This is a genomic window from Geodermatophilus pulveris (assembly GCF_900188375.1).
GTDB classification, from domain to species: Bacteria; Actinomycetota; Actinomycetes; order Mycobacteriales; family Geodermatophilaceae; genus Geodermatophilus; species Geodermatophilus pulveris.
On sequence record NZ_FZOO01000006.1, the window covers coordinates 96,685 to 110,041 of the forward strand.

Genomic DNA, 13,357 nt, shown 5'->3' on the forward strand with positions numbered 1-13,357 from the left:
ACGGTAGCCGCCGCTACCGTGGCCCCCCGTGCCCGCACAGTGGAGCTCGCCGGTCCGGTACGTCGAGTGCGACCAGCAGGGCGTGGTCTTCAACGCCCACTACCTGACCTGGGCCGACGAGGCCGCGACGGCCTGGTGGGCGTCGGTCGGCCTGCCCTGGGACGAGCTGGTCGCCCGCGGCGGCGAGCCGGTGGTCAAGGCCAGCACGCTGGAGTGGAGCTCCCCGGCGCGCTGGGGCGACACGGTCACCGTGGACGCCGACGCGGAGCGCGTGGGCCGCACCAGCCTGACCGTCGGCTGCACCGTGCGCGTGGACGGGCGGGTCTGCTGCGTCGTCCGCACCACCTACGTCTGGCTCACCGACGGCGGCCCGGCGCCCTGGCCGGACGACGTCCGGTCCCGCGTCACCGCGGGGTGAGCGCGTCCCCGGGCGGGAGCAGCGGCAGGCCGTCCGGGGCGCCGTCCTCCAGCAGTCGCCACAGCGCGGCGGTGTCGGCGTGCTCGGCGACCAGGTCGCCGAGCGCGTCCAGCCGGCGTTCCCGGACCGCGGCGAAGTCGGTGTCCGGCGCCGGCACGTACCGCCGTCCGGCCACCCGCGCGACCTCGGTGAGGAACGCCCGCCGGAACCCGTCGTTCTCCAGCGCCCCGTGCCACGTGGTGCCGAACACCGCGCCGACCCGGCCGCCGTCCAGGAAGGGCTCGGCATCGTCGACGTAGGTGACCACGCCGTGGTGGATCTCGTAGCCGCGCACCGGCTCGCCCAGCGCCGTCCCGGCGGGCCGGCCCAGCGTCTTCTCCGGCGCGAACCGCACGTCGGCGGGCAGCAGCCCCAGGCCGGGCACGGTGCCGGCCCGCGACTCCACGTGGTCGGTGATGGTGCGGGCCAGCATCTGGTGCCCGCCGCACACGCCGAGGACCGCCCGCCCGGCTGCGGCGTGCCGGGCGACGGCGTCGGCCAGCCCGGTCTCCCGCAGCCAGCCCAGGTCGCTCACCGTCGCGCGGGTGCCGGGCAGCACCACCAGGTCGGCGTCGGCCAGCTCCTCGGGCCGGGTGACGTGGCGCACCAGGACGCCGGGCTCGGCGGCCAGCGCGTCGACGTCGGTGGAGTTGGACAGCCGGGGCAGCCGGGCGACGGCGACCCGCAGCACCTCCTCGCCGTGCGGCGGCCCGGCCAGGGTGACGCCGGTGGGGATGCCGAGGGAGTCCTCGACGTCGAGGGCCGCGCCGGGCAGCCAGGGCAGCACGCCGAGGGTGGGCCGCCCGGCGAGGGCGGCCAGCCGGTCCAGCCCCGGGCGCAGCAGCCGGACGTCGCCGCGGAACTTGTTCACCAGGAAGCCGGCGACCAGCCGCTGGTCGGCCGGCGGCATGAGCGCGACGGTGCCGTAGAGGGCGGGGAACACCCCGCCGCGGTCGATGTCGCCGACGACGACCACCGGCAGCCCGGCCGCGGTGGCCAGGCCCATGTTGGCGATGTCGTCGGCGCGCAGGTTGATCTCGGTGGGGGAGCCGGCGCCCTCGCAGACCACCACGTCGAAGCGGGCCCGCAGGTCGGCCAGGCAGCTGAGCACCTGCTCGAGCAGCGCGGCCTTCATCGGCCGGTAGGACAGCGCGGTCACGTCCGCGACCGGCCGGCCGAGGACGACGACCTGGCTGGAGTCCTCGCCGCCGGGCTTGAGCAGCACCGGGTTCATCGCCGCCTCGGGCTCCACGCGGGCGGCGGCGGCCTGCATCACCTGGGCCCGGCCGATCTCCGCGCCGTCGGCGGTGACCACCGAGTTGTTGCTCATGTTCTGCGCCTTGAACGGGGCCACCGACACCCCCTGGCGGGCCAGCCAGCGGCAGATGCCGGCCGTCACCACCGACTTGCCGGCGTCCGACGTCGTCCCGGCCACCAGCAGCGCGCCGCTCACCGGCCGGCTCCCGGTGGGCCGCCCCAGCCGGCCTTCTCCTGCCCGGACAGCTCGGCGATCGCCTCCATGATCCGGTCGGTCACCACCCGGCGGGCCCGGCCGTTGCCGGCCATGCCGCGCTGCTCCGGGAAGGTCAGCGGCTCCCCGAAGGTGACCGCCACCTTGTGCGGGCGCGGCCAGCGGGTGTCGACCGGCTGCACCCGGTCGGTGCCCGCGACGGCCACCGGGACGACGGGGCAGTCGGCGGTCAGCGCCAGCCAGGCGACGCCGGTCTTGCCGCGGGCCAGCCGCCCGTCGCGCGAGCGGGTGCCCTCCGGGTAGATGCCGAACCCCTCGCCGCGGCGCAGCACGGCCAGTGCGGTGTCCAGCGCCTCCTGCGCGGCCCGCGACGTCTGCCGCTGCACCGGCATCGCGCCGAGCGCGGTGAACAGCGTCCGGGTCAGCCAGCCGCCGACCCCGGGGGTCGTGAAGTACTCCGCCTTGGCCAGGTAGTATACGCGGCGGGGGGCGGACAGCGGGATGACCATGCTGTCGATGAAGGACAGGTGGTTGCTGGCCAGGATGAACGCGCCGGTCGCCGGCACGTTCTCCCGCCCCGTCACGCGCATCCGCAGGGTGAGGTGGAACAACGGGCGCAGGACCAACCGCGCGACCAGGTAGAGCACGCCGCCTGCCCCTCCTCGGCTCGGGGACCACCGGCGACCACCGGCGACAGCGGCATCCTCCCCCGCGCCCCGGGAGCGGTCGGCTCCCGGGGCGGGGTGACACGCCCTACCGCGCGCTCACGCCCGCCGGGGCGGGCAGACGTCGCGCATCAGCGTCTGGATGTCCTCCGGCAGCGCGGCGTGCCCGGCCGCCGACGCGACGATCGCCACCGCGACGTCACGGACCTTGCGGTGGCAGTTGCTGGAGATGTGCGCCAGCAGGTCGAAGGCCACCTGCTCGCCGCAGCTGGTCAGCAGCATGAGGATGCCCTTGGCCTGCTCGATCGCCGCGCGGCTGCTCATGGCGGTGCGCAGCTGCTCGACCTCCGTCTCCAGGGCGAGCACCCGGCCGTCGCCGTCCGCGCCGGCACCGGGCGCGTCCGTGGCCGGCTCCGAGGGCACCTCGACCAGCACGCCCTCGAGGGCGTCGACGGTGCCGGTGGCGTCGACGAGCGGCTCCCCGACCAGGACGGCGGGGCGCCCGTCGCCGCTGCGGCCGCCCAGCCGCACCCGCAGGGCGAAGGGGACGCCGGCGGTGCAGGCGTCGGAGATGGCGTCGAGGGCCCGCGGCCGGTCGGCCGGGTGCAGCGAGCGGACCAGCAGCTCGGTGCACGGGTGCGACCCGTTGTGGGCCAGGGTGAGCAGCGCGGCCATCTCCGGGGTCCACGACCACGTGCCGGCGTGCCGGTCGTAGCGGTAGCGGCCGGCCAGCCGCCGGCCGGTGGTGGTGCTGCGCACCGGCTGCGGCACCGGGCGGGGATGGGGGCCGGCGGTGCGGTGCAGGGTGGGCGAGGCGGTCGGGGTCACGTCGACTCCACGGGTGGTCCGCCGGAGCAGGTCCGGCCAGGGGCGCCGGGGGCCGTGTGTTCGACTTCCCCGGGACGACGGCGACCCGCAGGCCACCGACCGCTCCGTCAGCAGGGACCGTACGGCGTCCCGCGACGTCGTGCACAGGGGATCCGTGCCTGCCCGGTGTCGCATCCCGCGTGTCCCTGGAGCGGCTCCAGGTGGCGTCGCGCAGTGCGGTCGGTCGATGGCGCAGCGTCAGCGGCGGCGCAGTCCCCGGGCCAGGGCGGCGAGGACCGCGGCCGCCGTCCAGACCGCCCCGGACAGCCGGACGGCGCGGGGCACGTCGCCGGCCGTCGGCGCCCGACCGCGGCCGAGGACCGGGCGGTCCTCCACCCGGCTGCCGTAGACGTTGCGCCCGCCCAGCCGCAGCTGCAGGGCGCCGGCCAGCGCCGCCTCGCAGCGCCCGGCGTTGGGCGAGGGGTGCGCCGCGCCGTCGCGGCGCCAGGCGGTCCACGCGCCGCGCGCCGAGCCGCCGGCCGACGGGGCGGCGGCCACGGTGAGCGCGGCGGTGAGCCGGGCGGGCAGCCAGTTGGCGACGTCGTCGGTGCGCGCGGCCGCCCAGCCGAAGCGGGCGTACCGCGGGGACCGGTGGCCCACCATCGCGTCCAGCGTGTTCACCGCGCGGTAGCCCAGCAGCCCGGGCAGGCCGGCCAGCGCGCCCCAGACCAGCGGGGCGACGGCGGCGTCGGAGGTGTTCTCCGCGACCGACTCCACGGTGGCGCGGGCCAGCTCGGGGACGTCGAGCCGGGACGGGTCGCGGCCGGCGAGGGTGGGCAGCAGGGCGCGGGCGGCGGGCAGGTCGCCGGCGTCCAGGGTGCGCGCCATCGCCGTCCCGGCGCGGGCCAGGGAGGTGCCGCCCAGCACCGTCCAGGTCGCGGCGGCGGTGACCAGGGTGCGGGCGGCCGGGCGGCGGCGGGTGGCCCGGTCGAGGGCGACGCCCAGGCCGGTGGCGGCGCCGGCCAGCAGCGCGGCGTACGCGGCCCCGGCGGCCCGCGAGTCCCGCCAGAGCGGGCGCTCCAGCGCGGCGGCGGCCCGGCCGAACCCGGCCACCGGGTGCCACCGCCGCGGGTCGGCCAGCAGCAGGTCGGCGGCCGCGCCGAGCGCCAGCCCCGCGGCGGTCGGCAGGTCACGCGGGGGCAGCACGCGGGCGGGTGGGTGCACGAGGGGATCGTGCCAACCGCCGCCGTCCCTAGGATGGCCGGTCATGCGCCTGCCCGGCCGTTACAGCGGCGTCGCCCGGCCGATCGTCACCTACGGCAGCAACCCGGTCCTGCACCGGGCGTGCGCGCCGGTCACCGTGTTCGACCGGGACCTGCGCCGGCTGGTGCTGGACATGTTCGCCTCGATGGAGGCCGCCGACGGGGTGGGCCTGGCGGCCAACCAGATCGGTGTCGACGCTCGGGTCTTCGTGATCGACTGCCCCGACGCCACCGGCGAGGACGTCGTCGGCTACGTGGTCAACCCGGAGCTGACGGTCCTCGGGCCGCGCGAGGGCGAGCCGGCCGAGGAGGTCACCGACGAGGGCTGCCTGTCGGTGCCCGGGCCGTACGCCGTCCTGCCGCGGGCCTTCCGCGCCCGGGTGGACGGCGTCGACGCCGACGGCGCACCGGTGTCCATCGAGGCCACCGGGATGGCCGCCCGGTGCCTGCAGCACGAGGTCGACCACCTCGACGGCACCGTCTACGTCGACCGGCTGCCCGAGGACCAGCGGGAGCGGCTGCTGGCCGAGGCGGCCGGCCCGGTGGGCAGCGCGTGACGACAGCCGAGGGAGCATCGCAGCGAGCGCCAGCGAGCGAGGAGCGGACCGAGGCGCGGAGTCGCGCCGTCGAGCACCGCGTGAGCACGCCGGTGGTGGTGGTCGGCATCGGGGCCGACGGCTGGGACGGGCTCTCGCCGCGGGCCCGCCGGGCGGTCATGGACGCCGACGTGCTGCGCGGCAGCGCCCGCCAACTGGCCCTCGTGCCGGACGACGTCCCCGCCGAGCGGGTGCCCTGGCCCTCCCCGATGGCGCCCGCCCTGGCCGGGCTGCCCGGCGCGCACCCGGGCCGCCGCGTGGTGGTGCTGGCCAGCGGCGACCCGATGCTGTCCGGCGTCGGCACCTCGCTGGTGCGGCTGCACGGCGCGGGCGCGGTCGAGGTGCTGCCGCACCCGTCGTCGGTGACGCTGGCCTGCGCGCGGCTGGGCTGGGCGGTGGAGGACACCCCGGTGGTGTCCGTCGTCGGCCGCCCGGTCGAGCTGGTCGCGCCGCACGCCACCCCGGGCCGCCGGCTGCTCGTGCTCGGCTCCGACGGCGGCACGCCGGCGGAGGTGGCCCGGCTGCTGGCCGACCGGGGGTACGGGGCCAGCCGGCTCACCGCGCTGGCCCGGCTGGGCGGCTCGGCCGAGCGGCAGGTCACCGGCACCGCGGCCGGCTGGCCGCACGCCGACACCGACCCGCTCGTGGTCACCGCGGTCGAGGTGGCCGCCGACCCCGGCACCGTGCCGCTGCCGACCGTGCCCGGCCTGCCCGACGACGCCTACGCGCACGACGGGCAGCTGACCAAGCGCGACGTCCGCGCGGTCACCCTGGCCCGGCTCGCGCCGCTGCCCGGGCAGCTGCTGTGGGACGTCGGCGCGGGCGCGGGGTCCATCGGCGTCGAGTGGATGCGGGTGCACCCGTCCTGCCGCGCGGTGGCGGTGGAGTCCTCGGTGGAGAGGGCAGGGCGGGTCGCCGCGAACGCCGCGCGGCTCGGCGTCCCCGGCCTGCACGTCGTCGAGGGCCGGGCGCCGGCCGCGCTGGCCGGGCTGCCCGGCCCGGACGCGGTGTTCGTCGGCGGCGGGCTGACCACCGACGGGCTGCTGGAGGCCTGCTGGGCCGCGCTGCGCCCCGGTGGCCGGCTGGTGGCCAACGCGGTGACGGTGGAGGGCGAGGCGGTGCTGGCCGCCTGGCGCGCCCGGGTCGGCGGCGGGCTGACCCGGCTGTCGGTCGCGCACGCGGTGCCGGTTGGCGGCTTCAGCGGCTGGAGGCCCGCGATGCCCGTGACGATCTGGACGGTGACCCGGTGACCGTCTTCTTCGTCGGGGCGGGGCCGGGGGCGGCGGACCTGGTCACCCTGCGGGCCGCGCGGGTCATCGCGTCCGCGCCGGTGTGCCTCTACGCCGGCGCCCTGGTTCCCCGCGAGCTGCTCGACTCCGCCCCGCCCGGCGCCCGGCTGGTCGACACCGCCGACCTCGACCTGGACCGGATCACCGCCGAGTTGGTCGCCGCCCACGAGGCCGGCCTCGACGTGGCCCGGCTGCACTCCGGCGACCCGTCGATCTGGAGCGCGATGGCCGAGCAGATGCGCCGGCTGGACGCGGCCGGGGTGCCCTACGAGGTGGTCCCCGGCGTCCCGGCGTTCGCGGCGGCGGCCGCGGCGCTCAAGCGCGAGCTCACCGTGCCCGGGGTCGGGCAGACCGTCGTCCTCACCCGGACCAGCGCCCGCTCCACCCCGATGCCGCCCGGCGAGCAGCTGGCCGCCTACGCCGCCACCGGGGCGACGCTGGTGCTGCACCTCGCCGTCCAGCGGATCGCCGAGCTGGCCCCCGAGCTGGCCGCCCACTACGGGGAGGACGGCCCGGTCGCCGTGGTCGCCCGGGCCAGCCGGGACGACGAGCTGGTGCTGCGCGGCACGCTGGCCGACATCGCCGGTCAGGTCGAGGCGGCCGGGGTCCGGCGGACGGCGGTGGTCGTCGTCGGCCCGGTGCTGGCCGCGGGGGAGTTCCCCGACAGCCACCTCTACTCGGCGGCCAGGGTCCGCTGATGTCCGGCGCGGCCGACCACCGTGCCGCCGCGGTCGACGACCACCACGTCGACCTCGACCGGGGCGCCGTCCAGCACGCCGAGCGCGGTGCTCCGGGCCCCGGCGGCGACCAGGTCGCCCAGGGGCAGCCCGGCGGCCTGGCACTGCCGCAGCGCGTCGAGGGCGGTGTTGGCGCCGAGCACCCCGGCGACCAGCTCGGGCGCCCCGCCGGCCCCGCGGACCATCGCCGCCAGCGCGTCGGGGGAGACCTGGGAGCGGGCCGAGTGCAGGTCCAGGTGGCCGTCGGCGAGCTTGGCCAGCTTGCCGATCCCGCCCGCGACGGTCAGCCGGGGCACCGGGTGGCGGCGCAGGTACTTGAGCACCGCGCCGGCGAAGTCGCCCATGTCCAGCAGCGCGTCCTCCGGCAACCCGTACAGCTCGGCGACCGTCCGCTCGCTCGTCGACCCGGTGCAGCCGGCGACGTGCGCGTGCCCGGCCGCGCGGGCCACGTCGATGCCGCGGCGGATCGAGTCGATCCACGAGGCGCACGAGTACGGGACGACGACGCCCGTCGTGCCCAGGATGGACAGCCCGCCGAGGATGCCCAGCCGCGGGTTCCACGTCTTGAGCGCCAGCTCCGCGCCGCCCTCGACGGAGAGCTCGACGACGACGTCGCCGGTGCCGCCGTGCCGGGCGGCGACCGCGGCGACGTGCTCGCGGACGAGCTGCCGCGGCACCGGGTTGATCGCCGGCTCGCCCACGGCCAGCGGCAGGCCCGGCTTGGTCACCGTGCCGACGCCCTCGCCGGCGCGGAACGCCACGCCGGACCCCGGCTCGCCGTGGGTGACCCGCGCGGACACCAGCGCGCCGTGGGTGACGTCCGGGTCGTCGCCGGCGTCCTTCACGACGCCGGCGGTGGCGGCGCCGTCGGCGAGGGACTCCCGCGCGAGGGCGAAGGCCGGGTGCCGGTCGTGCGGCAGGTCGATCCGGACCGGGTCGGGGAACTCGCCGGTCAGCAGCGCGGTGTAGGCCGCGGTGGTGGCGGCGGTCGCGCACGCGCCGGTGGTCCAGCCGTGGCGCAGCCCCGTGCTGCCCTCGCGCCCCGCCCCGGTCACCCGACCAGCATGCACCGGGCGGGGCCGTGACCGGCCGGGTGCTCGTGCTGGGCGGGACGGCGGAGGCCCGGCAGCTCGCCGCGCGGCTGGTCGCCGCCGGCGCCGACGTGCTCAGCTCGCTGGCCGGCCGGGTCGCCGACCCCCCGCTCCCGCCCGGCGGGGTGCGCGTCGGCGGGTTCGGCGGCGTGGCCGGCCTGACCGCCGCGCTGGACGGCGACCCCCGCCCGTTCGCCGCAGTGGTCGACGCCACCCACCCCTTCGCCGCGACCATGACCGCGCACGCCGCGGCCGCGGCCGCGGCCACCGGCACCCCGCTGCTGCGGCTGCAGCGGCCCGGGTGGACGGCGCGGCCCGGCGACGACTGGCGGTGGGTGGACACCCTGGAGCAGGCGGCGGCCGCGATGACCGGGCACCGCTGCGCGTTCGTGACCACCGGCCGGCAGGGGCTGGCGGCCTTCGCCGGGCTGGCCGCGCCGTGCGTGGTCCGCTCGGTGGACCCGCCGGCGCCGCCGCTGCCGCCGCGGGCCACCGTCGTGCTCGACCGCGGCCCGTTCACCGTGGCCGGCGAGCGGGCGCTGATGGTGGCGCACGGCGTCGATGTCGTGGTCACCAAGGACAGCGGCGGGTCCATGACCGCCGCCAAGCTGACCGCCGCGCGCGAGCTCGGCGTCCCCGTGGTGCTGGTCCGCCGGCCGCCGCTGCCCGCCGGCGTGCCGGTGGTGGCGACCGTCGAGGAGGCGCTGGCCTGGCTGGGCCGGTGACCGGGGCGTCGCCGGAGGGGTCACGTCGCGCACCGTGAGGGACACGCACGGAGGGCGACGGCGCGGCCGCGGACCGGGCCGCCCCGGCGCGGACGTGACCGGGCTCACCGGATACTCCCCGAGCCGAGCACGGTGCACCGCCGTCCGCCGACCCGAGGGAGTCGCCATGAACCGCAGCATCACGCTGGAGCAGGCCGAGACGGTCGTCGCGGCCTGCAAGCGGGAGGCCGGGACCGTCGGGCAGCCGATGAACATCGCGGTCGTCGACAGCGGGGGCAACCTGGTCGCGTTCGCCGCCATGGACGACACCAAGCTCATCGGCGAGGACATCTCGCAGAAGAAGGCCCTCACCGCGGTGTACTTCCAGATGGACACCCGCGACCTCGCCCCGCTGGTGCAGCCGGGGCAGCCGCTCTACGGCATCGAGGCGACCAGCGGCGGCCGGCTCGTGGTCTTCGGCGGCGGCGTGCTGCTGCGCGGCGCCGACGGCCGGGTCGCCGGCGGGGTCGGTGTCAGCGCCGGCACGGTCGAGGAGGACCACCAGGTGGCCGAGGCGGGCCGGCAGGCGTTCGGCTGAGCCGGAGGCGGTTCAGCGGGCCGGGGAGCGGAACGCCCAGGCTGCCAGCCACGCCGTGCCCACGGTGAGCACCAGGGCCAGCGGGACGTGCGTCGCGATCGAGCCCGAGCTCCCCAGCGCCGCCTGGACGAAGCCGAGCACGAACACCACCCCGGCCAGCGCGGCCGGCCACCACACCCGCGTGCGGCGCCCGTGCAGGGCGGTGGCCAGCAGGAGCAGGCCGGAGGTGACGTGCAGGGCGATCGCCCCCGCTGCGTGCCCGCCGGTCCCGTCCTCACCGATCAGGAGGCGGCCGGCGGTGACGGACTGCCAGAGCAGCACCAGCAGCGTGAGCACGGCGGTGGCCTGCACCGCCCGGACGGTCGAGGGGGCCACGGCGGTGTCGGGGGTCCGGGTCATGCAGGTCCTTCGTGCGGACGGCGGCGGGCGGATGTACCGAGCGAAGCAGCTGACCGCGGCCGGCACCAGGGGACGCGCCCCCGGATGCCCGGGGAGTGTGACGGGCGACCGGGTCCGGCACGGCGGAGTGCATGACCGAGACCGTGTCCCTCCGCGCCCTCGCCCTCGTGTGCACCCTGACCCCCTCGCCCGCGCCGTCCAGCAGCGAGCTGATGGCCCGCCAGGTCCTCGACGCCCTCGCCGACCACGGCGTGACCGGCGAGGTGGTCCGCGTCGTCGACCACGACGTCAGGCCCGGCGTGCAGATCGACATGGGCGACGGCGACGCCTGGCCGGCCATCCGGGAGAGGTTGATGGCCGCCGACATCCTGGTCGTGTCCACCCCGACCTGGGTCGGCCACATGAGCAGCGTCGCCCAGCGGGTGCTCGAGCGGCTGGACGGCGAGCTGTCCGAGACCGACGACTCCGGCCGGCCGCTCGTCGCCGGCAAGGTCGCCGTGACCGCCGTCGTCGGCAACGAGGACGGCGCGCACAAGATCACTGCCGACCTGATGCAGGGGCTGGACGACATCGGCTTCACCATCCCGTCCCAGAGCGGCACCTACTGGAACGACGAGGCGATGGGCGGCCGCGACTACCGGGACCTCGAGGAGACGCCCGAGGCGGTCGCCTCCACCACCGCCACGCTGGCAGCCAACGCCGCGCACCTGGCCCGCCTGCTCAAGGCGGACCCCTACAGCTGACCGCGGCCCCCTTGCAGGGCCCCGCCGCGAGCCTGCGAGTGGTGGGGGGCAAGGGGGTCCTTCAGGGGCGCGGGCCGCTCGACGGCCCGGGCCCGCTGCTCGCCGCGGCGACGGTGCAGCAGCCCGGCCGCGGCGGCGAGGGCGAGGACGACGACGGCCGCGCCGTACACCTGGCCGGTGGGGCGCAGCCCCACCTGCCCGGCGGCCAGCCCGGCGAGCATGGCCGGGACGCTGAAGGCAAGGTACCCGACGACGAAGACGCTGGAGAGCAGCCCGCCGCGCTCACCCGGCGCCACTCCGCGGGTGACCGTGGCGACCGCGCCCAGGAACGCGGCGCCGAAGCCGGACCCGGAGACGGCCGCCGCGGTGAAGAACAGCGCGGTGCCGCCGGTGGTCAGCGAGACGACGGTCGCGCTGACCCCGGTGGCGAAGACCAGGCAGCCGGCGAGCATCGCGGTGTGCGGGTCGGCCCGCCAGAACACCAGCGAGGCGACCGCGCCGGTGCCGTTGACCGCCACCAGCAGCAGGCTGCCCACCAGGTGGTCCTCGACGCCGAAGACGCCGGCCGCGAGCGACGGGCCCAGCGACAGGTAGAGCCCGCCCAGCGCCCACAGCGCGACCAGGCACGGTGCCGCCACGAGGAACGCGCCGCGCTGGGCGGCGGGGACGTGCACCCGCGGGCGCAGCGAGGCCAGCGCCCCGGGCGCCCGCGGCGCGGTCTCCGGCAGCAGCAGGACGACGACCAGCACGGCGAGGGAGAAGACCACCGCCACCACGCCGAACACCCAGGTGGTCGGGGCGGCCAGGCCCTCGATGGCCAGCCCGGCCGCGACCGCGCCCAGCGCCAGCCCGACGCCGGGGGACGCCGTGTTGAGCAGCGCGGCCCGCGGGCGGTCGCTGCGCTGGGCGTCCAGCAGGGTGGCCCCCAGCGTGCCGGTGAGCGCCCCCACCGAGAGCCCCTGGACCACCCGCGCGGTCAGCAGCCAGCCCACGCCGTCCGCGGAGAGGAACAGCAGGCCGGCGGCCACCTGCAGCAGCAGCCCGGCGATCAGCACCGGCCGCCGGCCCACGTGGTCGGACAGCCGGCCGATGACCAGCAGGGCCGCGAGCAGCGCGAAAGCGTAGATGCCGAAGACCGCCGTCAGCACGCCGGGGGAGAAGCCGAAGCGCTCCTGGTACACCCGGTACAGCGGGGAGGGCGCGGCCGAGGCGGCCAGCACCAGGACCAGCAGCGCGGCGGCGGTCCAGAACGTCGCCGCCCGGGACAGTCGCGGGGCGGGCACGACAGTCGGCAAGCCCGCCGGCGTCCGGGGCATTCCCGGTGCGCGGCGGGTCGCGCGGCTCAGCTGCGGGTGAAGCCCGGCGGCAGGACGACGTCGGAGCGGTCCAGGTCGTGGACGGAGTCCTTGCCCAGGCCGAGCAGCGCCTCGTCGATGCCCTGCCGCAGGATCGACAGCACGTTCTGCACGCCCCGCTCGCCGCCCGCGGCCATGCCCCACAGGTAGGCCCGGCCGATCATCACCGCGCGGGCGCCGAGGGCCATCGCCTTGACCACGTCGCCGCCGCGCCGCACGCCGCCGTCCATGAGCACCTCGACCTGGTCGCCGACCGCGTCGACCACGCCGGGCAGCGAGCGGATCGCCCCCGGCGTGCTGTCCAGGTTGTTGCCGCCGTGCGTGGACACCGAGATCGCGGTGACGCCGGCGTCGACGGCGCGGCGGGCGTCGTCGGGCCGGGTGATGCCCTTGAGCATGAACGGCCCGCCCCACTGCTCGCGCAGCCAGGCGACGTCGTCCCAGGTGGGCAGGGGGGTGCCCATCCACTGGCCGTAGGCGCCGAAGAAGTTGGGCGGCTCCTCGCCGGCCAGGGCCAGGTTCGGCACGCTGAGCTCGGGGATGCCGCCGGAGCGCAGGTAGGTGGCCAGCCAGCGCGGCCTGCGCAGCACCTCCGGGGCGAACTTGACCGCGTTCCGCAGGTCGATCTTCTCCGGGATCGGCGGGCTGCCCCAGTCGCGGCGGGAGGCGAAGGACCAGTCCAGGGTCATGATCAGGCCCCTGGCGCCGGCGGCGCGGGCCCGCTCGGCCCGGGCGAGGATCGTCTCCCGGGGGCCGACCCAGTACATCTGGAAGAACAGCTTCGAGCAGGCCGCGCCGACCTCCTCCACCGGCTTGCTGGCGAAGGAGGACAACCCCATCGCGACGTCCTCGGCGGCGGCCGCGCGGGCCACCGCGACCTCGCCGTCGGGGTGCACCGCCTGCACGCCGGTGGGGGAGACCAGCACCGGCATGGAGACGTCCTGGCCCATCACCGTGGTGGCCGTCTCCCGCTTCGCGGGCAGGTCGGCGACGTGCGGGCGCCAGGTGATCTCGTCGAAGGCGGCGACGTTGTCCCCGGCCGTCAGCCCCTTCTCGGTGCCCGCGACCAGCGCCAGGTAGACCGACCGCGGCAGCCGCTTCTGTGCCCGGTGCCGGGCCTCCTCGACGGTCTCGAACCAGTCCCGGGTGCTCGCCATGGGTCCTCCCGTGGTCGGGTCGGCGT

15 protein-coding genes are annotated in these 13,357 nt (G+C 77.4%); 7 read left to right on the top strand and 8 right to left on the bottom strand.

All coding sequences use genetic code 11. From position 1 onward, the window contains the following. Positions 1 to 28 precede the first annotated feature (28 nt). On the top strand, positions 29 to 418 hold the full coding sequence (locus CHB98_RS13490; RefSeq protein WP_089306123.1) for an acyl-CoA thioesterase: 390 nt from the start codon (positions 29 to 31) through the stop codon (positions 416 to 418). Here the strand turns inward: CHB98_RS13490 and CHB98_RS13495 are convergent. From CHB98_RS13495 to CHB98_RS13510, 4 genes are all read right to left on the bottom strand, one after another. Then, positions 405 to 1,910 carry a cobyric acid synthase gene (locus tag CHB98_RS13495; protein ID WP_089306124.1) on the bottom strand — a complete coding sequence of 502 codons (1,506 nt, stop codon included), beginning with the start codon at positions 1,908 to 1,910 and terminating at the stop codon, positions 405 to 407. The genes CHB98_RS13490 and CHB98_RS13495 overlap by 14 nt on opposite strands. After that, positions 1,907 to 2,575 carry a lysophospholipid acyltransferase family protein gene (locus CHB98_RS13500; RefSeq protein ID WP_089306125.1) on the bottom strand — a complete coding sequence of 223 codons (669 nt, stop codon included), beginning with the start codon at positions 2,573 to 2,575 and terminating at the stop codon, positions 1,907 to 1,909. The genes CHB98_RS13495 and CHB98_RS13500 overlap by 4 nt, the downstream gene beginning before the upstream one ends. 117 nt (positions 2,576 to 2,692) lie before the next feature. Continuing rightward, positions 2,693 to 3,421: an ANTAR domain-containing protein gene (locus CHB98_RS13505; RefSeq protein ID WP_179224492.1), complete on the bottom strand. Its 729-nt coding sequence runs from the start codon at positions 3,419 to 3,421 to the stop codon at positions 2,693 to 2,695. A 237-nt stretch (positions 3,422 to 3,658) separates the two neighbouring features. After that, entirely contained in the window at positions 3,659 to 4,624 is a 966-nt protein-coding gene (locus tag CHB98_RS13510) for a cobalamin biosynthesis protein (RefSeq protein ID WP_245821141.1), read from the bottom strand. A 43-nt stretch (positions 4,625 to 4,667) separates the two neighbouring features. On the opposite strand from CHB98_RS13510, the gene def reads away from it, so the two are divergent. From def to cobM, 3 genes are all read left to right on the top strand, one after another. After that, on the top strand, positions 4,668 to 5,219 hold the full coding sequence (def, locus tag CHB98_RS13515) for a peptide deformylase (protein WP_089306128.1): 552 nt from the start codon (positions 4,668 to 4,670) through the stop codon (positions 5,217 to 5,219). Between the two features lie 80 nt (positions 5,220 to 5,299). Next, positions 5,300 to 6,508: a precorrin-6y C5,15-methyltransferase (decarboxylating) subunit CbiE gene (cbiE, locus tag CHB98_RS13520; protein ID WP_089306129.1), complete on the top strand. Its 1,209-nt coding sequence runs from the start codon at positions 5,300 to 5,302 to the stop codon at positions 6,506 to 6,508. After that, positions 6,505 to 7,245 (top strand): precorrin-4 C(11)-methyltransferase, encoded by a 741-nt coding sequence (gene cobM / locus CHB98_RS13525; RefSeq protein WP_089306130.1) that lies wholly within the window; start codon positions 6,505 to 6,507, stop codon positions 7,243 to 7,245. The genes cbiE and cobM overlap by 4 nt, the downstream gene beginning before the upstream one ends. Here cobM and CHB98_RS13530 read toward each other — a convergent pair. Further along, the gene (locus tag CHB98_RS13530; RefSeq protein ID WP_089306131.1) at positions 7,221 to 8,339 is read right to left on the bottom strand and encodes a cobalt-precorrin-5B (C(1))-methyltransferase; all 1,119 of its coding nucleotides are present in this window, start codon (positions 8,337 to 8,339) and stop codon (positions 7,221 to 7,223) included. The genes cobM and CHB98_RS13530 overlap by 25 nt on opposite strands. A 26-nt stretch (positions 8,340 to 8,365) precedes the next feature. On the opposite strand from CHB98_RS13530, the gene CHB98_RS13535 reads away from it, so the two are divergent. Both CHB98_RS13535 and CHB98_RS13540 read left to right on the top strand, forming a co-directional pair. After that, on the top strand, positions 8,366 to 9,100 hold the full coding sequence (locus CHB98_RS13535) for a cobalt-precorrin-6A reductase (RefSeq protein WP_089306132.1): 735 nt from the start codon (positions 8,366 to 8,368) through the stop codon (positions 9,098 to 9,100). A 166-nt stretch (positions 9,101 to 9,266) separates the two neighbouring features. Beyond that, entirely contained in the window at positions 9,267 to 9,677 is a 411-nt protein-coding gene (locus CHB98_RS13540) for a GlcG/HbpS family heme-binding protein (RefSeq protein WP_089306133.1), read from the top strand. A gap of 12 nt (positions 9,678 to 9,689) precedes the next feature. On the opposite strand, the gene CHB98_RS13545 is transcribed toward CHB98_RS13540, so the two are convergent. After that, the gene (locus CHB98_RS13545) at positions 9,690 to 10,076 is read right to left on the bottom strand and encodes a hypothetical protein (protein WP_089306134.1); all 387 of its coding nucleotides are present in this window, start codon (positions 10,074 to 10,076) and stop codon (positions 9,690 to 9,692) included. A 131-nt stretch (positions 10,077 to 10,207) separates the two neighbouring features. Here CHB98_RS13545 and CHB98_RS13550 point away from each other — a divergent pair, with 131 nt between their 5' ends. Further along, complete coding sequence (locus CHB98_RS13550) at positions 10,208 to 10,819, top strand: flavodoxin family protein (protein ID WP_089306135.1); 612 nt, start codon at positions 10,208 to 10,210, stop codon at positions 10,817 to 10,819. Here the strand turns inward: CHB98_RS13550 and CHB98_RS13555 are convergent. Together CHB98_RS13555 and mftD are read right to left on the bottom strand one after the other, a co-directional pair. Further along, positions 10,810 to 12,102, bottom strand: a complete 1,293-nt coding sequence (locus tag CHB98_RS13555) for an MFS transporter (protein ID WP_245821142.1) — start codon at positions 12,100 to 12,102, stop codon at positions 10,810 to 10,812. The two genes, CHB98_RS13550 and CHB98_RS13555, sit on opposite strands and share 10 nt — an antisense overlap. Positions 12,103 to 12,161: 59 nt before the next feature. Beyond that, the gene (mftD, locus tag CHB98_RS13560; RefSeq protein ID WP_089306137.1) at positions 12,162 to 13,331 is read right to left on the bottom strand and encodes a pre-mycofactocin synthase MftD; all 1,170 of its coding nucleotides are present in this window, start codon (positions 13,329 to 13,331) and stop codon (positions 12,162 to 12,164) included. Between the last annotated feature and the right edge of the window lie 26 nt (positions 13,332 to 13,357).

Excerpts from the sequence above, each read along its gene's own strand:
- CHB98_RS13550 (WP_089306135.1), top strand. The coding sequence starts at position 10,208 with ATGACCGAGACCGTGTCCCTCCGCGCCCTCGCCCTCGTGTGCACCCTG.
- def (WP_089306128.1), top strand. The coding sequence starts at position 4,668 with ATGCGCCTGCCCGGCCGTTACAGCGGCGTCGCCCGGCCGATCGTCACC.
- CHB98_RS13540 (WP_089306133.1), top strand. The coding sequence starts at position 9,267 with ATGAACCGCAGCATCACGCTGGAGCAGGCCGAGACGGTCGTCGCGGCC.
- CHB98_RS13545 (WP_089306134.1), bottom strand. The coding sequence starts at position 10,076 with ATGACCCGGACCCCCGACACCGCCGTGGCCCCCTCGACCGTCCGGGCG.
- mftD (WP_089306137.1), bottom strand. The coding sequence starts at position 13,331 with ATGGCGAGCACCCGGGACTGGTTCGAGACCGTCGAGGAGGCCCGGCAC.